Annotated in this window: 11 protein-coding genes and 2 pseudogenes; 3 read left to right on the forward strand and 10 right to left on the reverse strand. The window is 67.9% G+C overall.

The window, feature by feature from the left end; all coding sequences use genetic code 11:
- Positions 1-33: 33 nt before the first annotated feature.
- The 10 genes and pseudogenes from JIX55_RS39590 to JIX55_RS39630 all read right to left on the reverse strand — a co-directional run bounded on the left by JIX55_RS39590 (position 34) and on the right by JIX55_RS39630 (position 8,387).
- On the reverse strand, positions 34-789 hold the full coding sequence (locus tag JIX55_RS39590) for a TIR domain-containing protein (RefSeq protein ID WP_257568032.1): 756 nt from the start codon (positions 787-789) through the stop codon (positions 34-36).
- Positions 790-802: 13 nt separating this feature from the next.
- On the reverse strand, positions 803-1,453 hold the full coding sequence (locus JIX55_RS51015) for a hypothetical protein (protein WP_306820078.1): 651 nt from the start codon (positions 1,451-1,453) through the stop codon (positions 803-805).
- Positions 1,419-2,099: a helix-turn-helix domain-containing protein gene (locus JIX55_RS51020; protein WP_306820079.1), complete on the reverse strand. Its 681-nt coding sequence runs from the start codon at positions 2,097-2,099 to the stop codon at positions 1,419-1,421. Before JIX55_RS51020 ends, JIX55_RS51015 begins: the two co-directional genes overlap by 35 nt.
- 828 nt (positions 2,100-2,927) lie before the next feature.
- Positions 2,928-3,589: pseudogene (locus tag JIX55_RS39600) on the reverse strand (nucleotidyl transferase AbiEii/AbiGii toxin family protein).
- 5 nt (positions 3,590-3,594) lie between these two features.
- Complete coding sequence (locus JIX55_RS39605; protein WP_257568033.1) at positions 3,595-3,987, reverse strand: hypothetical protein; 393 nt, start codon at positions 3,985-3,987, stop codon at positions 3,595-3,597.
- A 332-nt stretch (positions 3,988-4,319) separates the two neighbouring features.
- Positions 4,320-4,511 (reverse strand): annotated as a pseudogene (locus JIX55_RS39610) (CorA family divalent cation transporter); the annotation flags it as partial.
- A 157-nt stretch (positions 4,512-4,668) separates the two neighbouring features.
- The gene (locus JIX55_RS39615) at positions 4,669-6,168 is read right to left on the reverse strand and encodes a hypothetical protein (RefSeq protein WP_257568034.1); all 1,500 of its coding nucleotides are present in this window, start codon (positions 6,166-6,168) and stop codon (positions 4,669-4,671) included.
- Complete coding sequence (locus tag JIX55_RS39620; RefSeq protein WP_257568035.1) at positions 6,096-7,148, reverse strand: hypothetical protein; 1,053 nt, start codon at positions 7,146-7,148, stop codon at positions 6,096-6,098. Before JIX55_RS39620 ends, JIX55_RS39615 begins: the two co-directional genes overlap by 73 nt.
- A 13-nt stretch (positions 7,149-7,161) precedes the next feature.
- A complete protein-coding gene (locus JIX55_RS39625) occupies positions 7,162-8,085 on the reverse strand; it encodes an IS3 family transposase (RefSeq protein WP_257568036.1) in 924 nt (307 codons plus the stop codon).
- Positions 8,082-8,387: a transposase gene (locus tag JIX55_RS39630; RefSeq protein WP_257568037.1), complete on the reverse strand. Its 306-nt coding sequence runs from the start codon at positions 8,385-8,387 to the stop codon at positions 8,082-8,084. Before JIX55_RS39630 ends, JIX55_RS39625 begins: the two co-directional genes overlap by 4 nt.
- Positions 8,388-9,146: 759 nt before the next feature.
- Between JIX55_RS39630 and JIX55_RS39635 the strand changes: the two genes are divergently transcribed.
- The 3 genes from JIX55_RS39635 to JIX55_RS39645 all read left to right on the forward strand — a co-directional run bounded on the left by JIX55_RS39635 (position 9,147) and on the right by JIX55_RS39645 (position 21,023).
- A complete protein-coding gene (locus JIX55_RS39635) occupies positions 9,147-10,238 on the forward strand; it encodes a cytochrome P450 (RefSeq protein WP_257568038.1) in 1,092 nt (363 codons plus the stop codon).
- Between the two features lie 131 nt (positions 10,239-10,369).
- Positions 10,370-10,576: a ferredoxin gene (locus tag JIX55_RS39640; RefSeq protein WP_257568039.1), complete on the forward strand. Its 207-nt coding sequence runs from the start codon at positions 10,370-10,372 to the stop codon at positions 10,574-10,576.
- Positions 10,577-10,838: 262 nt separating this feature from the next.
- Entirely contained in the window at positions 10,839-21,023 is a 10,185-nt protein-coding gene (locus tag JIX55_RS39645; RefSeq protein ID WP_257568040.1) for a type I polyketide synthase, read from the forward strand.
- The last annotated feature ends 21 nt before the right edge of the window (positions 21,024-21,044 follow it).

Consider the following 21,044-nt stretch of genomic DNA (forward strand, 5'->3'; position numbering starts at 1 on the left):
GTGGGTTCTCGACCCGTGTGCCGCTGTGCTGGTTCACCGGCTGTCGTCCGCGGAGCGATCGGGTTCGCCGAACCGATGCTGGACGGTGCCGTGGTTGTCGCCTTCGAAGTACGTCATCCCGTTTCCCGAGATGTGCCGGTCGCCCGACACATGACGGGAGTTCTGGTAGATGTGGCCGTTGCCCGTGTGGACGGGGCCATGGGCGCCTTTCACGATGGTGCCCGCGACGTCTCCGGTGAAGTCACGGCTCTGTACGGCTGTTCCGCTCACGTCCCCGATCGAGTTGGTCACGGTGTCCGACGCGGGCGATGTCTTGTCGGCTTGGGTCAGGTCGCGCAGCCCGGGGACCATCTCGGCCACCAGATCACCGATGCGCCTGACACCCGTCTCGGTGTCGTGGGTGTCGAACGGAATGGTTTGGAGGTCGGCGAGCCGTGCCAGTTCGGTCGGCAGGTCGATCTTGCTCAGCCGGTTCGTCTTCCGGCCGTCCAGGATGGGAACGACCGGAAGTTCACACGTGAACGCCTCCTCGATCTCCCGGCGCACCCAGTCCTCCGGATCGTGCAGCCGGGTTTGGAAGTTCGTCCAGTCGGGTCCGACGACGGCCAGGAGGAGGGAGCTGCGTCGCAGTGCCGCCAGCAGGGCGTCGGGGTAGGTCTCACCGGGGGTGATGGACCTCGAGGCGCGGAAGATGTGCTCCGGGCCGAAGCGACGCGACAGTTCCTGGTCGATCAGGGCGGCGGTCTTTTCCCCGTCGCCCGTACGGTAGTTGATGAAGACCTCGCGCATGGTGACATCTCCTTCAGAAAGTGGACAAGCGCGATAACGTGCCGAGCCGCGGCCCCAGCTGACGTACCGATGGGTGATCAGAATGGCGAGCCAGGACCCGGGCGAGGCGCCGCAGGTCGGTCGTGACGGTCGCTGAGCGCACTGCCGCCACGCCGTCGAGCAGTGGTGTCGTCAGCGCACATGCATGGTCGATCTCGCCGGCCGAGGCATAGGCGAGGGCACGGCGCACGCCGTATCGCACCTGTGTACGCACCGCCTCCTGGCCTACCAGGGCAAGTTGCCGATCGAGTTCCTCGCTCGCCTCCCGTGGCCGACCGAGATCGACCAGGCACCAGCCCGTGACCATGCCGACTGAGTCGGGAAGGTGCATCGTGCCGATCACCGGCTCCTCGGAGCCGTCGTCCTGGCGGGCGAGGAGCGTACGAGCGCGCTCCAGGGCACGCTGACAGGCATGGCGATCGCCTGCGAGGGCGTGCCCTTGCGCTTCGCGCTGTGCGGCCAGCCCGCGGATCCGCGGTGGCAGCGTGCCGCCCTGCGCGCGACGGGCCAGCGCGATCGTCTGCTCAGCGTCGTCCCGGTACAACGTGACCAAAGCCCTACGGACGAGTGCGTAGCCAGCCAGCGCCTGGTCACCGCTGGCGGCTGCCAGATCGATCGACCGCACGCTGTGTCCACCACAGTGCCGCACGTTCGTCCCCGGTTTCCTGCACCAGCCAGCCGACATACTCGGCGTACCGGGAACCGAGTGCCAGCAGTTGTCGGCGGGTGCCGGTGTCGGTTTGAGCGGACAGTTCCCGCAGGGTGTGCGTCTGAGCGATCAGAACGGGCAGGAGCAGACCAGGCTCCACGGTTTGGCCGAGTCTCCGGTAGTGCGTGAACAGTGAGCGGGACGCTTCCAGCATGCCGACGCCCGCGGTCGGGGACGCCGTGCCCGTTCCGTCCGACCGCCAGGTCATCAGCGATGCGGCGCCGGCGCTCATCACTTCTCGCCGGCCCATGGGCTGGAACCGGTTCGGGCCGTCCGGCGACAACTGCATGATCCAGTCCTCCTCGTTGGCTTGGGACGACGCTGGTTCGGAATGGGGTTCAGCAACGACCTGGGTGACCAGGGCGATCAGTGATCCGTCGGCACCGAGGGCGGCGTCGCACAGCCGAACGAGATCACGGCTGGGTGCCTTGATACCTCGCTCGACTTTGCTCAACTGCGCCTTGCTGTAATGCACGGCGCAGGACAAGGCCGTCAGGCTCAGTCCGGCGTCCAGGCGACGCTTCCTCAGTTCCTCGCCGAACTCGGTGGACGGCAGCGGCACGGAAACCTCCAATGACCATCCGTCCAGGCCGAGGTGCGCTGCACGAAAGAGTGCGGCAATCCCGCCCGGACGGACAAGGCGATCTATGCTGCTTCCCGTTTCCTTCTCCTACGGCGGGGCGCAGCATTCGCGGGGGCAGGAAGTTGTGCCAGTCACAGAGCCAGGCAAGCCTGCTTCACCAGGTTGGGGCCGAGCCGCAGGGCTCCTCGCCGGCAGGCCGGACTCACCCGGTGTGGTGTCGGCCCATACGGGGCTGAGGTTGCCGGTCGAGCGCGGGCCGGAAAGCGGGCGTCGGTAGCGCTGGCCTGGCCTGTTCCGGTGACCGCCGACGTATAGCGGCTCCGTCCGCACCGTTTTGGACCGTGGCGGGCAAGAGGTGCTTGCCGGAAAGGGCACCAGCCACGGTGAGCTGGTCGTTGGCGGGTGACGAGCGCACTCGTGCGCTGTGGATGATCTTCCGCCAGCCGCCAGCCGCCAGCCGCCAGCCGCCAGCCGCCAGCCGCCAGCCGCCAGCCGCCAGCCGCCAGCCGCCAGCCGCCAGCCGCCAGCCGCCAGCCGCTGTCCGACGGTCCGGCCGTGCGGTGTGCGGCCGTGGCCGGCCTCCTGGCGCCGGTCACATGGCGCCCGGGCACCGTCGGTGGTGAGAGTGAACCCGGCACCGGCGGGCCGCAACGCTCCAGGCCGCCGGGGCGGCCCACGCCGCCTCGCGATGGTGCTGGGATCCGCCCTTCGCCCGGTTGCTGACCTCCTTCCTACCTACCGGTTTCCTGGCTCCTGTCCTGGTCGGCATCGCCGGCAGCTTGGAGATCCGGTTCCGAGCGGACGTGATCAGTCGATGTCCGGATCATCGGATGCTTCGAGGAGGCGGGCCGCGAGGTCGTTGGCCCACTCCGTGGCCCAGGTGCGGAGAGCGACGATGGTGGCATCGTCGAGGCCGTAGGCGGCGAAGGCTTCGTCGTCGGTCCACTCGGCGCCAGTGAGGTTTGCCTGGAGGTCCTCGCGCTCGAAGCGGCCGCGGGCGTGGCGGCGGCCGAACTCCTCGAGCTCGGCGTTCGTCCAGCGCTGGGAAGCCGCGAACACGTCGATCAGGTCGCGGGGCGCTCCGCGGTCGGCGAGGGCGCGAACCTTGGTCCCGATCACGTCCTCCTCCGCGAGGACAGGCCCGTACGGGCTCTGGGCCGCCAGAAGATCTCTTTGAGGATGTCGACTTCGCACTCCTGCCCGGTCGCCGGGTCCGTCACGGTGAAGCGAGCGGACAGCGGGGCCGTCTCCAGCGCCTGCACCTTCCAGCCCCGGGCCGCTAGACCGCTACAGAGCGCGGCTGCGATGTCGGCCATGGGCGCCGGGTTCTCGGTGGCGACATCGAGGTCCTGGCTGGGGCGGTTCACGAGGCGGTGCGCCCTCACGGCATACCCGCCGGTGAGGACCAAGGGATATGACGAGCCGAGGGCGATCACGTCCGCCAGGAGCCGCGTGTGCAGCTCCGGCATGTCCGTCACGCGGCTGCCCGGGTACGGGAAGCGAGCTGGGGGAAGGCGTCTTCCCACACGGTGCGCACGGTGCGACCGATGAGGGTGCGCAGCATTGGCCACAGTTGGAGGAGCAGGTCCTGGTTGAGGTAGCGGGGCAGGTCGTCGCGCAGGCCCTCGTGTAGGACAGTGCGGTACAGGCCCATGCGTTGGCGAGGTTTGCCCAGGTCGTACGAGGTCATCCCGGACCAGGCCAGGTGCAGTGGCAGCTCCACGACACCGCGGGTCGGCCCATGTAGCTCGTCCAGCGACTCCGGTAGACGGCGCCGGAACTTTTCCCGGTACAGCGCGAGGTCATCAGCGTCTGCGCCCGAGAGGTTCCTCGGCCCGGGTGCGGAGTGCTGCGGGTGGGAGGCCATGCCCCCATTATGACGGCCGCCAAAGCGTTCCTGCGCATGCTGACGTCGACTCCCTTCGTCCGTTGTGGGTGCAGCAAGGTCGGCCGGCGAGATGCTGGGCGGGGGCGTGAAGTCGCAGAACCTGTGTTGCCAGCCGATTCTCCCCGGAATCTCCCCAATGGCTCCAGGAGGTAAAAGACCTGGTCAGAGGCTTAACTGAGGCAGGTAGGCGAGATCCTTTGCATCACTTCTCCCCAGGGACTCTCCAGGGACTCCCCAGGGCCGATTCTGGCCCGATGTGTAACCGGTGCGAGAGCAAAGGCCGCACAAGAACTGATCTCGGCAAGAGGGACTCAGAACCAGTCCCGCCGCTTGAAAATCACGTACAAACTGACGCAAACGACCCCCACCAAGCCGATCGCGAAGGGATATCCGAAGCTCCAGCTCAGCTCCGGCATGGGTCGAAAGTTCATTCCGCAAATGGTTCCCACGAGTGTCGGAGTAAACAGAATCGCAGCCCAGGACGAAACCTTCTTGAGATTGTCAACCTAACGGTGCTGACCTGCGGTGATTTGGAAAACTAGGGCTCTGGCCTGGACTGATTCATCTCTGTGCAACCTCTCACGCTCGTGCCCGGTTACGTAGTTGATTCTCCCCGCGCGCTCCCCAGAGTCGCCCGGACAAACCCATCAGTGTGATGCGTCACGACTGTGGTCGAACGCTCGATCTCACCGATCGAGCGCGGTGCGGATCTGTCACGAGCGCCTCCGGTTGCGCCATGGCCAGCGCATGATCCGGGTTTTGCCGCTTCGGGTACCGGGCACCCGCCCCATCGACCGTGGCCACTATGTGTCGGCACTGTCCTCGCCCTCGTGGCTTTGTTTCGTCGAAGAAGCCGTCCGCCCACGGTGCTGTCTGCGACCGCTCATCGAGGATCGAGATCGCCATCATGATTGCGTACTGGGAGATGTTGAGCATGTAGTCGTCGAGCATGTCCTGCGCGTAGACCTCGCGGAAGCGTTCTGCGAGGCGTGGGAAGTAGTGCTCGTAGATCGGACTCAGGGTGATCAGTGCGGCCCGGCAGAGCGCCTGGAACTCTGGATCGTCATCGTCACTGAGTCCGTGATAGAGGTGGATCGGGACGTTGGGAAAGTTGTCGATGAGGAACCATGCACCGAGCAGGACGTCTTCTCGATCCTGCGAGGTGAGGAGTCTGGCGACAGTCTCGGTCCAGCAGTGCTCCTTGTTCGCCGTTGAGACCCGGCATAGATGTGCCAGCGCGCGAGGGGCAGCGCGGGCGTGGATTCCGCCCAGGCGTTCGGCGTCGGCCAGCATCTCAGGCAGCAGTGATTCGGGAAGTTCCCTGGTCGCTAGGGTCACGGCGTTGAAGACCAGCAGGAACCAGTCCGGTGGCGCTGTCCTCGACATCGACAGAGTGAACTGGAGTGCTCGCTCGACCGCGGGTGGGTGATTCCCGGCGGGCATCGCCTCGAACCTCCCGCCCAGGGCGGCGGCGACGGTTGTTTCCCACAGCTCGTTCAGGCCGTGGAACAAGAAGCCGGCCAGGGCTGCCCGTGCCTCGCTGTGCTCATCAATGGTTGAGAAGTGCTGGACGAGGATCCGGTGAGCCACGTCGTCGGCCGCGAGTTCCTGCTCCGGCGTCATGGGACCGTCGGTGTCGAGATGATCCAGCAGGACGTGCGCCGTCTCGTGCGCGAGGACGTAGAGCTCCATCCCTGTCAGCAAGTAGGTGAATCTGTCCTGGTAGGGGAGCGCACTGCGGTAGGGGAGCGCCACGTAGGGGTCGCCGTGCAGGAAGTAGGCGCGCAAGACGTCAGCGGTACAGAACCGAAGGTGGGGGTCCTCAGTGACTCTGCGGAACTGCTCGAAATGAGCCGTCGGCAGATATACGCCGTCGGCTTCGATCGGCTGGAGCAGAATCACCAGCCGGCAGAACAAGTTTGCCAGCGAGAACAGGCCCTCCGGGACGATGATCGCGAACTCGTTGTCCACCCGCTCGGTGTACGCGTCAAGGCCACCGCCGGGGACGACGCCGAAGCAGATACCCGAAAGATCCCACCCTGGATCGACGGCCGGACACGCTGCCTTCAACTCGTCGACCCGCTCAATCAGGATGCCCAGCGACTGGGAGAGGCATGCGACATCCGGGCGGTCGGGGAGACGGCCTTGCTTCGCGAACATCCGCTCGGCCTCTTTGCGGACGCGCCTCTCGGAATTGTCCGTGTTCGTCGCCAGATACCGCAGGAAGTCATCGAGGCTAAGGGGCTGCGTCGCCTCGGCATCCGGTACAGGCATCCCGAGCCGACGGTAGGAGCGGCGCTGGAGATCCTCAATGTGGTTCCGGGCGCCTCCCGGCGCGAGTCGAACTCCATCAGCTCGTCGGAGGCGGCCAGCTGCACGCGATACTCCTCGCTGGGCAGATGGACACCGGTTGCCGCAGCCTTCGGCACCGACACCGGCAGACGCAGCACGGCCAGCGAGCGGTCAGCGGACGGCTCGACTTCCAGGCAGCTGAAGCCGAACGGGGCCGCTACAGTCCCGGAGATCTTGAGCCGTGTTTCGCTGCGCGCCAGACGGGACGGCTCCACGTTGCCTGCGATCGCTGCCGCCACAAGGGCGGTGAACTCCGAGGCGCGCTCGCCCTCCACACTGAGATGCAGTTCGCGGGCACTGACGGTTGCGTCCACGATGTACAGGGTCGTGGTCAGCGGCAGCGGCGTGGGAAGCACCAGCGGATGCGCCTCCAACCACGAGGCGATCCCCAGCACACTCGCCAGCGAGCGTACAGTCCGGCCGAGCGAGATCTGGACGGCCGTCCGCCGGTGGATCCGGGCGGTCACTGACGCCTCGAGGTCCGGCAGCGGGATGCCGAGGAGCGCGGACATGAAGGGTGCAACGACGCCTACCGTCGCTCCCCACTCGTGCCGCCCCGAGCGTTCGTACTCGACGTGTGGAATCTTGACCCTCTCCACAAGTGGCCCCGGACCGTAGGACAGCTCACTGGCGTGTCCCAGGTACCTGACCGAGCGATCTCGCTGATCCACGGTGAACAGTGCCAGTGGACGCCAGCGCGCGTCTGGCAGTCGTATCGGGACCACCTGATAGGTGTCCCGGATGAAGTCGAGCAATGGATCGGTCTTGCACAGAGGGCTGAACGCCATCGACGCTCCTGCTCTAGGCCCAAATCGGTGTGCCTCCCAGATTGGGGCATAGCGTGCTAATTATCCACGTATATGGCCGAGTTCGCTGAATTTTCCCTCGGGAAGGGGTAGGGCCCCGGGGGCGTGGCACGGCCGCGGCCGACTTGACCATGCTGCCGCCACCACTCTGACGGGCATTGCTGGCACGTGACCGTGATGCTGGGCGGCATCGTGGACGAGGATCCAGCTGCGGGCGCAGCATGGTGTGCACATTGTCGTAGCACGAGCCGGTTCGTCCCATGCTCTGCCGCAGCCCCAACCGGCGTACTTCCCTGCGGAGTTCGTCAGCGGTGTACTCCGCTCCGCGGTCCGAGTGCACGATGCAGCCGGGCTGGAGGTCGCTGCGGCCGGCGGCCATCGTCAGTGCGTCGACCACCAGGGATGCGCGGTGGTGGTCGGCCATCGAGTAGCCGACGATCTCGCGGGTCGCCAGGTCCAGCCAGGTCGCCAGATACAGCCAGCCCTCGTCGGTGGGGATGTAGATGAGGTCACCGACCAGTTTCCGCCCCGCGGCGGCGGCCGTGAAGTCGCGGCCGATCAGGTCGTGAGCGGGCACCGCCTTCTTCGCCGGACGGGTCAGCGACCGGCGCTTGCGCCGGGTGACCCCGCAGATGTCGCGCTCCCGCATGATCCGCTCCACTCGCTTGCGGTTGACCCGCCGGTCCAGCCTGCGCAGCTCGGCATGGATGCGCGGCACCCCGTAGGTGCACCGGGAGGCGATGTGCAAGACGGTGATCCGCTGGGCCAGGGCGTCGTCGGCGGCCCGGCGGGCGGCGCGGGCCTGCTCGCCGGCCATCCAGGAGGAGAAGGAGGAGCGGGCCACCTTCAGCAGCCGGCACAACAGAGCGACTGGGTGGGTGGTCTTCTCTGCCTCGATGAACGCATACACGTCGTTCATCGATCGCTCTCCTTCGCGACGAAGACCGCCGCTTTTCGCAGCACCTCGATCGTCTCGGCCTGCTCACGGTTCTGCCGCCGCAGCCGACGCAGTTCCTCCCGCTCCGCGCTTGTGAGCTCGCCCGGCGCCCCCTGCCCGTGGTCGATCATGTCCTGTTTGACCCAGTTCCGTAGGCCCTCGGCGCTGACCCCGATCTCCCGGGCCACCTCGGTGACGGTCTTGCCGGACGAGCGGACCAGCGCGACCGCGTCGCGCTTGAACTCCTCCGAGTACCGCCTGCTGCGGTTGCTTTTGCTTCCCACCTGGCACTACTTCCTCTGGAACCTCATGTCCCAGTCTCCAGGTGTCCAACATCAAGGGGAAGCTTCACCGGGTAGCCCCACCTTGCCCAGGAGCACTCCAGCCTTCCCAACATCCGCTTACGGAACGCCATTTAGAACCGGGGCATACCAGTCGTACGTCCTTCTTGAGCGTCGCGAACTTCGGGTCCGCCCAGCACGAGAGCCTTCGTTGGTGGCATCGGACGGAACCCCTCCCACGCATGTCGGTGCCAACAAGAACGTGGCGTCCCGCTGACACTCCCCGACGAAGGGTGGCAGCACGGGCGTGACGAGCCCGTCACCCCCGTGTTCTCCCGGCGTCTTCACGGAGCGCGGCAGCCGGAGCCGGCGTCCGGTCAGACCCGGTGACAACGGATGTGGTTGGAGACGGCGTACCCGGGGTCGGGGAGAGGTGGAGCCGCCACGCGTTCAGACGTCGCGGTCGGCGCGGTGAGTGCACCCGCGCGCAGGGGTCAACAGCTCCTGCCTTTTGTCTAAGGAATTTCACAGAACGCGCCCGCAGGGGCCATTTCGTGCGCTATCGGGTCGACGGCGAAGCTAGCATCGAGACCGAGTCAGTCGGTGTAGCCGCCGACGACCTCGAAGCATGGATTGTGAATCGATGGAGGAGTCTTGGTCGACGCTCTGCACCCCCCTGTGTCGCTGCCTACCAAGCGGAGCTGCCCCTTCGATCCTCCGGACGGCTACACCCCCCTGCGCGAGCAGGAGCGGATAACGCGCATGAGTTATCCGGGCGGCACGCCCGGGTGGCTCATCACCCGGCATGCCGAAGCGAAGGAACTGCTCACCCATAAAAGCTTCAGCGCGCGCCAGGAAGGGCTGATCGCCCCCGTCCCCACGGAGCTGGCGTACGACGAGCCGGCCGATCCGGGCGCTTTTGCGAAGACGGACGACCCGGTCCACAGCAAGTATCGCAAGCTGGTCACCGGCTTTTTCACGGTCCGGCGCACGCGTCAACTCGCCCCCATGATCGAGCGAATCGTGCACGAGCAACTCGACGATCTGGAAAAGGCCGGGCCGGGCGCCGACCTGGTGGAGGTCTTCACCGAATCCGTTCCCTCCCGGGTGATGTGCGAGATGATCGGCGTCCCTGAATCGGAGCGGAAGAGCCTCCAGCGTCATGTGGAGACACTCGGCCGGCTCTCCTCCACTGTTCCCGAGGCGCTTGCCGCCGTGTCCGGGATGACTGGGTTCCTGGCCCGCTTCATCCCCATCCGGATGGACGACCCCCGGGACGACATCCTCGGGGACCTCATCCGCGGCGGGCAGCTCACCGAGCAAGAACTCAAGGGCATGACCGCCACGTTGATCATCGGTGCCTTCGACACCACAGGCAACATGCTCGCCATGGGCGTCTACACCCTGCTCGAGCACCCCGATCAACTGGCCAAGCTCCAGGAGGACCCGGAGCTCATGGGGGCCGCCGTCGAGGAGCTCCTCCGCTTCCTCACCATCTCCCACCTCGGGGCCAGCCGGTGGGCGCTCGAAGATGTCGAGTTCGCCGGTCAGAGCATCAAGAAGGGCGAGGTGGTCACTGTCGCCCTCCCCGCCGTCAACCGCGACCCCGAGCGCTACGAGAACCCCGATCAGCTGGACATCGGCCGTACGGATCACGGGCACCTGGGGCTCGGCCACGGCGTCCACCAGTGTCTCGGCCAGCATCTCGCCCGCACGATCCTGCGCGTCGGCTACGAGGCCCTGTTCGACAGGTTCCCCACGCTGCGACTGGCCGTACCGGCCGATGAGGTCCCGATGCGGGACGACTTCGTGCACTACGGCCCCAGGTCGCTTCGCGTCACCTGGGACGACTGATCGAGATGTACAAGCGGTGAATGCGACGGGCGGTGGGAAGTTCTCCCACCGTCCGTCACCGTCATGCAAGAGGGCCCACAAGACGTAGGCATGTCGGCCCATCCCGGACAACAAGGTAGGACTGAGGCCCGATGAGGATCACCGCCGACCGTGAGGTGTGCTGTTCGGCGGGCCAGTGCGCGCTGATCGCGCCTGACCTGTTCGACCAGAGCGACGAGGACGGCTCCGTCGTTCTGCTCGACGCGCAGCCCGACACTGGACGGTTGGACGTTCTGCGCGAGGTCGTATCCCGTTGTGCGACCGGTGCGATCCGCCTCGAAGAAGACCATGGCGCGTGAAAACAGCGCCTGAGATTTCGGGGGCACGAATGCCGGCGAAGAATGTGACCGTGGCAAGGATCACCCGGCTGGTGAAGCGCCGCTGAAACCAAATACCCGGGAAACACGTCCGGGGTGTCAACCACGCCTGAGTGGGTTTCTAGGGCTTCCCTTACGGAACCAGAGCTAGTGTGGCCGGTGTTCGTCTGGCAATGCGTGTTTTCATGACTCTCAGGGCCGTTGAGCTCTTCCAGCGAACGACGCATTAAGTGTGGAGTTTCTGATGCCTGCTGCATCCAACCAGAACAAAGCCGTTGAAGCGCTGCGCAAGTCGTTCAAGGAAATCGAGCGGCTCCGGCGTCAGAACCGCCAGCTGATCGGTTCGGCCACCGAACCCATTGCCATCATCGGTATGGCCTGCCGATTTCCGGGTGGAGTGAATTCCCCCGAGGCACTGTGGCACCTGGTCGCCGATGAATCGGACGCCATCTCACCCTTCCCGACAAACCGCGGCTGGGACGTGGAGGGGATCTACAATCCGGATCCGGAGCATCCGGGTACCAGTTACGTTCGCGAAGGCGGCTTCCTCCACGACGCGGATCAATTCGACTCCGCGTTCTTCGGCATCCCGCCCCGCGAGGCCCTGGCCATGGACCCGCAGCAGCGGCTGCTGCTGGAGACGTCGTGGGAGGTCATGGAGCGGGCGGGCATCGACCCCGCGTCGCTGCGTGGCAGCCAGACAGGCGTCTTCACCGGCGCCATGCACACCACCTACGCGTCCGAGGCCGCGCAGATCCCGGACGAGATCGAGCCGTACCTCCACAACGGCGCCACCACCAGCATCGCCTCGGGCCGTGTCTCCTACACCTTCGGTTTCGAAGGCCCCGCGCTGACCGTGGACACCGCCTGCTCATCGGCGCTGGTCGCCCTGCACCTGGCCGCGCAGGCGCTGCGTCAGGGCGAGTGCTCCATGGCGCTGGTCGGCGGTGCGACGGTCATGGTGAGCCCCAAGGGCTTCGTCACCTTCAGCCGCCAGCGCGGACTGGCCGCCGACGGCCGGTGCAAGGCGTTCGCCGACGGTGCCGACGGCACCACATGGTCCGAGGGCATCGGTGTGCTGCTGGTGGAGCGGCTGTCCGACGCGCGGCGCAACGGGCACCAGATCCTGGCGGTGGTGCGCGGCTCCGCCGTGAACCAGGACGGCGCGAGCAACGGCCTGACGGCCCCTAACGGCCCCTCTCAGCGCAGGGTGATCCGGCAGGCCCTGGAGAACTGCGAGCTGGCCCCCAGCCAGATCGACGCTGTCGAGGCGCACGGTACGGGTACGACGCTGGGTGACCCGATCGAGGCGCAGGCTCTGCTGGCGACGTACGGGCAGGACCGGCCGGAGGGGCGGCCGCTGTGGCTGGGCTCGCTGAAGTCGAACCTCGGCCACACGCAGGCCGCTGCCGGTATGGCCGGCGTCATCAAGATGGTGATGGCGATGCGGCACGGCGTGCTGCCCAAGACACTGCATGTCGACGCCCCGTCGAGCCACGTGGACTGGTCCGAGGGTGAGATCGAGCTGCTGACCGAGTCCAGGCCGTGGCCGGAAACAGGCGAGCCGCGCCGGGCCGGTGTGTCCTCGTTCGGCGTGAGCGGTACGAACGCGCATGTGATCCTGGAGCAGGCTCCGGAGGTTGAGGCGGCCGAGGCCGAGGCTGCCGAGGAGCCTGCCGACGGCGGCGTCGCGGGTCCGGTGGCCTGGGTGGTGTCGGGCAAGAGCGACACCGCGTTGCGGGCGCAGGCCGGCCGGCTGCGGGAGTTCCTGGCGGAGCGTCCGGAGCTGCGTGTCGCCGATGTGGCGCTCTCCCTGGCGACGACCAGGTTCGCGTTCGAGCACCGGGCCGTGGTGACCGGGACCGGCCGGGAGGAGCTCCTCGAGCGCCTGGAGGCGGTGGCCGAGGGTGCTAAGGCACCGGGCGTGGTCCGAGCGAGCGCCGTCGAAGCACCGGGCCGTTCGGTGTTTGTGTTCCCGGGTCAGGGGGCGCAGTGGGTGGGGATGGCGGTGGGGTTGTTGGAGTCTTCGCCGGTGTTCGCGGGGGCGGTCGGTGAGTGTGAGTCGGCTCTGTCGGCGTATGTGGACTGGTCGTTGACGGATGTGCTGCGGGGGGTTGAGGGTGCTCCCGGTCTTGACCGGGTGGATGTGGTCCAGCCGGTGTTGTTCGCGGTGATGGTGTCGTTGGCGAGGTTGTGGCGTTCGGTGGGTGTGGAGCCGGATGCGGTGATGGGGCACAGTCAGGGTGAGATTGCCGCGGCGTGTGTGGCGGGTGCGCTGTCGCTGGAGGACGCTGCGAAGGTGGTCGCCTTGCGCTCGCAGGCGATCGCGGCGGGTCTTGTGGGCCGTGGTGGCATGGTGTCGGTCGGGCTGTCGGTCGACGAGGTCAAGGAGCGTATCGGCGCGTGGGGTGGCGCCATCTCGGTCGCCGCGGTCAATGGCCCGGGTTCGGTCGTGGTGTCCGGTGACCCGGGGGCGCTGGATGAGATGGTGGCGCGGCTTGAGGGTGAGGAGGTGCGGGTTCGCCGGGTTCCGGTGGACTACGCCTCGCACTCCGCCCATGTGGAGGAGATCCGCGAGGAACTGCTGAAGGTCCTGGCGGACATAGAGCCGCGCTCATCGGAGGTGCCGTTCTACTCCACGGTGACCGGTGAGCTGGTGGACACGGCCGATCTGGACGCCGAGTACTGGTACCGCAACCTGCGGCAGACGGTGGAGCTGGAGTCCACGACTCGCCTCCTGCTCGATGCGGGCCACACCGTGTTCATCGAGGTGAGCCCGCATCCGGTGTTGGACCTGCCGGTGCGGCAGACGGTGGAGGCCGCTGACTCCCAGGCGGCGGTCGTCGGTACGCTGCGGCGGGATGAGGGCGGACCCGAGCGGTTCCTGACTTCCGCAGCTGAGCTTTATGTCAGCGGGGCAAGCGTTGACTGGCGGAAGGTGTTCGCCGGCCACGGCACCCGCCGGGTCGACTTGCCGACCTACGCCTTCCAGCGAGAGCGCTTCTGGCTTGATGCCCCCGCGGGTGTGACCGATGTGGGTTCGGTGGGGTTGGGCTCGCTGGGGCACCCGTTGTTGGGTGCGGTGGTGTCGTTGGCCAGTGGTGGCGGAGTGCTGCTGAGCGGACGGCTGTCGCTGGCCGCCCATGGGTGGCTGGCGGATCACGCCGTCCACGGGGTGATGCTGCTGCCCGGGACGGCGTTCGTGGAGCTGGTGGTACGGGCGGGGGATCAGGTCGGCTGTGGTCGGGTTGAGGAACTGATCCTGGAAGCGCCGCTGATCGTGCCCGAGAAGGGCGGGGTGCACCTTCAGGTTGAGGTGTGGGAGGCGGATGCTTCTGGCTTCCGCGAGGTGAGTGTGTTCTCGCGGGAGGAAGCGGAGGGTGAGGGCGCCGCCTGGACGCGGCATGCCCATGGTCTGCTGGGTTCGGACGCCCCCAGCTCCGAGGCCCGGTTCGACTTCGGTGTATGGCCGCCGGTGGGGGCTGAGCCGGTTGATGTGTCGGGTGAGTATGCGCGGGCGGCGGAGAACGGCCTGGAGTATGGGCCGGTTTTCCAGGGGCTGAAGCGTGCGTGGCGGCGTGATGGCGAGGTGTTCGCGGAGGTCGAGCTCCCGGAGGGAGAGCGGGAGCGGGCGGGCCAGTTCGGTCTGCATCCGGCGTTGTTCGACGCGGCGTTGCACGCGATGGGTGTGAGCGAGGGCTTCGCGGGTGGTTCGGGGAGCCTGCTGCCGTTCTCCTGGCGTGGGTTCGCTCTGGAGGCGGTGGGTGCGACATCGCTGCGCGTGCGGCTGGCTCCGGCGGGCGCTGCGTCGGATGCGGTGTCGGTGCTGGTGGGGGATGAGTCGGGGCGTGGGGTGGCGTCGGTCGAGTCGCTGGTGTTGCGTCCGGTTGACGCGGATCAACTGAACACTGTGGGTGGGGTGGCGTGGGATGCGCTGTTCCAGGTGGAGTGGGTGGATGCGCCCGGGGTTGTCGTGGCGGGTGAGGTGGCGCCGCGGGCTGAGGTCATGCGGGTGATCTCCGGTGGCGCGGATGTGGTCGGTGAGGTGTATGGGCGGGTCCTTGGGGTCTTGGAGCGGGTGCAGGCGTGGGTGGCGGACGAGGATCTCGCGGGTGAGCGGCTGGTGGTGGTGACCCGGCGCGCTGTCGATGCGGGCGATGGCGTGGTGGATTTGGCTGGGGCCGCGGTGTGGGGTCTGGTGCGGTCCGCGCAGGCGGAGAATCCCGGGCGTCTGGTGCTGGTGGACACCGATGATGTGGATGGAGTCGAGGGCGTTCTTCCCGGGGTGCTGGCTCTGGGGGAGGAACAGGTGGTGGTGCGGTCGGGTGCGGTGCGGGTGCCGCGCTTGGGCCGGTCGCTGCCGTCGGGCGACGCTCCGGAGTCGGGGGTGTTCGGTTCTGGCGCGGTGCTCGTGACCGGTGGCACGGGTGTGCTGGGCGGCCTGGTGGCCTCGCATCTGGTGACCCGGCATGACGTCAAGAAACTGGTGCTGCTGTCTCGCCGTGGTGCGGAGGCCGAGGGCGCGACGGAGCTGCGGGCGGAGCTGGAAGCGTCTGGCGCCGAGGTGGTGATCGCGGCGTGTGACGCAGCGGATCGCCAGGCTTTGGCTGGGGTGTTGTCGGGGTTGCCGGCGGGCTTCGCGTTGAGTGGTGTGGTGCATGCGGCGGGTGTCCTCGATGACGGGCTGCTGACGTCGCTGACCCGTGACCGGGTTGAGCCGGTGCTGCGGGCAAAGGTGGACGCGGCGTGGAATCTGCATGAGCTGACCGAGGGGCTGGACCTGTCGGCTTTCGTGTTGTTCTCTTCGGCCACTGGTGTGCTGGGCGGCGCGGGGCAGAGCAATTACGCGGCGGCGAATGTGTTCCTGGACGGCCTGGCGTCCTGGCGCCGGACTCAGGGGTTGCCGGGTGTGTCGATGGCGTGGGGTCTGTGGGCCGAGGCCAGCGGCATGACCGGACACCTCGGTGAGGACGACATCCGGCGGATATCCCGCTCTGGTGTGGTGCCACTGGCCACTGACGAGGGGCTTGAGCTGTTCGACGCCGCTCTGGTCTCGGACGCGGTGGTACCGGTTCTGTTCCGGCTGGACTTCCCGGCGCTGCGTGCGCAGGGTGCCGGCCTCCCCGTCCTCTTCCGCGACGTCGTGCCAGGCATGACCGTCCGGCGTGTCGCGGGCGCCGGAGACGCGGGCGCGGATGCGGTTGCCGCCCGCCTACGGCGGCGACTGGTCAGCATGTCCGAGGCGGATCAGGAGCGGTTCCTGCTCGAAGAGCTGATTCGCGTCCATGTGGCCGCCGTTCTGGGACATGCCAAGTCGGACGCTGTGGAGGTGGGACGCCCCTTCAAGGATCTGGGCTTCGACTCGCTCACCGCCGTGGACCTGCGGGGCCGTCTGAGCGCGGAAACGGGTCTGCGCCTCCCGGCGACGCTCGTATTCGACTACCCGAATCCGACGGTACTGGCGGGCTATCTGCGCTCGGAGATCCTCGGCTCCCAGGACACGGCCATCGCGGCACGGGCGGCGGGCGGGTCCTTCGGGGCCCCGTCGCGCACGGCCGACGACCCGATCGCGATCGTGGCCATGAGTTGCCGCTTCCCCGGTGGGGTGCGGACCCCCGAGGAGCTGTGGCAGCTGGTGACGGCGGGCACCGATGCCACGTCCCCGCTCCCGTCCAACCGTGGCTGGGACCTCGAGTCCACGTACGACCCGGACCCCTCGCGTGAGGGCACATACTACGTCCGCAACGGTGGCTTCCTCTACGAGGCCGACGAATTCGACCCGGAGTTCTTCGAGGTCTCGCCGCGTGAGGCGCTGGCGATGGATCCGCAGCAGCGACTGCTGCTGGAGACGTCGTGGGAGGCGTTCGAGCGGGCCGGTATCGCTCCGGAGACGGCGAAGGGAAGCCGCACTGGCGTCTTCGTCGGCGTTATGTACAACGACTACGGCACCCGTCTGGAAGGGAACGCCCCCGAAGGCTTTGAGGGCTACCTCGGCATGGGCAGCGCGGGCAGCGTGGCCTCGGGCCGGATCTCCTACACCTTCGGCCTCGAGGGGCCTGCCGTGACAGTGGACACCGCATGCTCGTCGTCGCTGGTCGCCCTGCACTTGGCGGTCCAGGCGCTGCGCCAGGGCGAGTGCGACATGGCGCTGACCGGTGGTGCGACGGTGATGTCCACACCGGTCGCGCTGGTGGATTTCAGTCGTCAGCGCGCGCTGTCCGAGGATGGCAAGTGCAAGGCGTTCAGCAATAGCGCCGACGGCTTCGGATTCGCCGAGGGCGTCGGGCTGCTGCTCGTGGAGCGGCTGTCGGACGCCAGACGCAACGGGCACGAGGTGCTGGCTCTCATCCGGGGCTCGGCGACAAACCAGGACGGTGCGTCCAACGGCCTGACCGCCCCGAACGGCCCGTCTCAGCAGCGGGTGATCGGCGCCGCGTTGGAGAACGCGCGGCTGTCGGCGGTCGAGGTGGACGCGGTCGAGGCCCATGGCACCGGCACCAAGCTGGGCGATCCCATCGAGGCGCAGGCACTGCTGGCCACCTACGGCCAGGACCGGCCCGCGGACCAGCCAGTGTGGTTGGGCTCGGTGAAGTCGAACATCGGCCATGCGCAGGCGGCGGCCGGTGTGGCTGGTGTCATCAAGATGGTGATGGCGATGCGGCACGGTGTGCTGCCGCAGACCCTGCATGTGGAGGAGCCGTCGGAGAATGTGGACTGGTCGGCGGGAGCGGTGGAGCTGCTGACCGAGTCGACCCCCTGGCCGGAGACGGGGGCACCTCGCCGGGCCGGTGTGTCCTCGTTCGGCGTGAGCGGTACGAACGCGCATGTGATCCTGGAGCAGGCTCCGGAGGTTGAGGCGGCCGAGGCCGAGGCTGCCGAGGAGCCTGCCGACGGCGGCGTCGCGGGTCCGGTGGCCTGGGTGGTGTCGGGCAAGAGCGACACCGCGTTGCGGGCGCAGGCCGGCCGGCTGCGGGAGTTCCTGGCGGAGCGTCCGGAGCTGCGTGTCGCCGATGTGGCGCTCTCCCTGGCGACGACCAGGTTCGCGTTCGAGCACCGGGCCGTGGTGACCGGGGCCGGCCGGGAGGAGCTCCTCGAGCGGCTGGAGGCGGTCGCCGAGGACTCCTCCACGGTTAACGGTGTGGTGCGGGGGAGGACCGGCGACGTCGGCCGTTCGGTGTTTGTGTTCCCGGGTCAGGGGGCGCAGTGGGTGGGTATGGCGGTGGGGTTGTTGGAGTCTTCGCCGGTGTTCGCGGGGGCGGTCGGTGAGTGTGAGTCGGCTCTGTCGGCGTATGTGGACTGGTCGTTGACGGATGTGCTGCGGGGGGTTGAGGGTGCTCCGGGCTTCGACCGGGTGGATGTGGTCCAGCCGGTGTTGTTCGCGGTGATGGTGTCGTTGGCGAGGTTGTGGCGTTCGGTGGGTGTGGAGCCGGATGCGGTGATGGGGCACAGTCAGGGTGAGATTGCCGCGGCGTGTGTGGCGGGTGCGCTGTCGCTGGAAGATGCCGCGAAGGTGGTCGCCTTGCGCTCGCAGGCGATCGCGGCGGGTCTTGTGGGCCGTGGTGGCATGGTGTCGGTCGGGCTGTCGGTCGACGAGGTCAAGGAGCGTATCGGCGCGTGGGGTGGCGCCATCTCGGTCGCCGCGGTCAATGGCCCGGGTTCGGTCGTGGTGTCCGGTGACCCGGGGGCGCTGGATGAGATGGTGGCGCGGCTTGAGGGTGAGGAGGTGCGGGTTCGCCGGGTTCCGGTGGACTACGCCTCGCACTCCGCCCACGTGGAGGAGATCCACGACGAGTTGCTGAAGGTCCTGGCGGACATAGAGCCGCGCTCATCGGAGGTGCCGTTCTACTCCACGGTGACCGGTGAGCTGGTGGACACGGCTGCTCTGGACGCCGAGTACTGGTACCGCAACCTGCGGCAGACCGTCGAGTTGGAGGCCACCACCCGCGCACTGCTCGACAGCGGACATGGTGTCTTCATCGAGGCGAGCCCCCACCCTGTGCTGATGCTGCCGTTGCAGCAGACCGTGGAGGCCGCCGAGGCGCAGGCCGTGGTCGTGGGCACGCTGCGGCGTGACGAGGGCGGCCTGGAGCAGTTCCTGACCTCCGCCGCCGAACTCCACGTCAGCGGGGCCGATGTCGACTGGCGGAAGGTGTTCGAGGGCCGTGGTGCCCGTCGGGTCGATCTGCCGACCTACGCCTTCCAGCGCCAGCGGTACTGGCTGGACGCGCCGGTTGGTGAGGTGCCCGCCGGCGGTGCGGGGCCGGGCGCGGACAGTGTAGACGCGCGGTTCTGGGAGGCCGTCGAGCGCGAGGACCTGGAGGCGCTGGTCCGGACGCTGGAGGTGGACGACGAGGAGCAGCAGTCGTCCTTGACCGCGTTGCTTCCGGCGCTGTCGTCGTGGCGTCGTCAGCGGCGTGAGCGGAGCACGGTGGACGGCTGGCGCTACAGCGCCGCCTGGACACCTGTGGTGTCTGCCGCTGACGCCACGCTCACCGGTACCTGGCTGGTCGTCGTCCCCAAGGTCTGTGGTGACGACGCGTGGCTCGCCTCCGTGGTGGAGGGTGTGGCCGGGCGTGGCGTGCAGGTGACTCGTGTCGTTGTCGACGCGGCCGATGGCCGTGAGGCGATGACGGAGCGGCTGCGTGCGGCGCTCGACGAGGCGGGAGCGGACCCGGCAGGCGTGCTGGGTGTGTTCTCGCTGCTGGGGCTGGACGAGTCGGCGCACGGATCGTTCGAGGTGGTCCCGGCTGGGCTGGCGGCGACGGTGGAACTGGTCCAGGGGCTGGGCGACGCCGGTGTGGTGGCCCCGCTGTGGTGCGGGACACGGGGCGCGGTGTCGGTGGGACGCTCTGAACGGCTGGTGAGCCCGACCCAGGCGATGGTCTGGGGGTTGGGGCGGATCGTGGAAGTGGAGTATCCCCAGCGGTGGGGCGGTCTGGTCGACCTGCCCGAGACCATGGACAGCCGTGCGGTGGACCGTCTGGCCGGTGTGCTGGCCGGTGCGGAGGCCGAGAACCAGGTCGCGATACGTGGTTCGGGGGTGTTCGCCCAGCGGCTGGTGCGGGCCTCGGCGTCGGAGAGCTCGACCGGGGACGGCTGGCGGCCCACCGGTTCGGTGCTGGTGACCGGCGGTACTGGTGCGCTGGGTGGCCATGTGGCGCGGTGGTTGGCGCGTACGGGTGCTGAGCATCTGGTGCTGACCAGCCGTCGGGGTATGGAGGCCGAGGGCGCCGCCGAGTTGAAGGCGGAGCTGGAGGCCATGGGCGCCCGGGTGACGGTGGCGGCGAGTGACGCGGCGGACCGTGAGGCGCTGGCGGCGGTGCTGGAGGGGATTCCCGGACAGTCGCCGTTGAGCGCGGTGGTGCATACGGCGGGTGTGCTCGATGACGGTGTGATCGACGCGCTGACGGTTCAGCGGGCGGCCGGGGTGTTGCGTCCGAAGGTGGACGCGGCGCGGAATCTGCACGAGCTGACCGCCGGGATGGATCTGTCGGCGTTCGTGCTGTTCTCCTCGGCGGCGGGCACGATAGGCGGCCCAGGACAGGGGAGTTACGCGGCGGGTAACGCGTTCCTGGACGCGCTGGCTTCGCAGCGGCGCGTGGACGGCCTTCCGGCGGTCTCCATCGCCTGGGGCGCCTGGGCCGGAAGCGGCATGGTCATCGATGGAAATCTCGACGAGCACATGAAGCGGAGCGGTGTCGCTCCGATGGACCCGGAACTGGCGATCTCCGCGCTCCAGCGTGTTCTTGACCTGGACGAGACCTACGCCCTCGTGATCGATGCCGCATGGGAGCGCTTCGGGGAGGAGCTGGGTGGCGCCCGGTCGACTCCGCTGCTGAGCGAGCTGATGAAGAGGCCGCGGTCGAACGCGGCGTCGGAGCCCTCGGATCCGGCACCGGGCGAGTCGGCCGCGGCGAAGCTGCGCGCGGAGCTGGAGGGGCTCTCCTCGGCGAAGCGTCAGCGTTCCCTGCGCAAGCTGGTCCGGCAGCATGTCGCCGCGGTCCTGGTGCATGCGACTCCCGAGGCCGTCGAGAGCGACCAGTCGTTCAGGGAGCTGGGTTTCGACTCGCTGACGGCCGTTCAGCTCCGGAACCGATTGAGCGCGATCACCGGCCTGGAACTGCCGACCACGCTGGCATTCGACTACCCGAACCTCACCGTATTGGCCGAGCATCTGGAGACGAACATGTTTCCGCAGGCCGATGGGGCTGAGCTGAAGGACCCGGAGGAGGACCGGATTCGTGAGGCGTTGGCCTCCATTCCGCTCGCGCGGTTCCGTGAAGCTGGGCTGATGGACGCCCTACTGGAACTTGCCCGGATCTCGGAGAGCGGTTCTGAGTTGGAGCCCCAAGAAGGAATGAACAGCGCGGTCGACGCGATGGACGTCGACGGCCTCGTCCAGAGGGCACTGGGCGGCGCGGACCTCTGATGTTTTGGGAAATGTGGAGCT

Source organism: Streptomyces sp. DSM 40750, assembly GCF_024612035.1.
Lineage (GTDB): Bacteria > Actinomycetota > Actinomycetes > Streptomycetales > Streptomycetaceae > Streptomyces.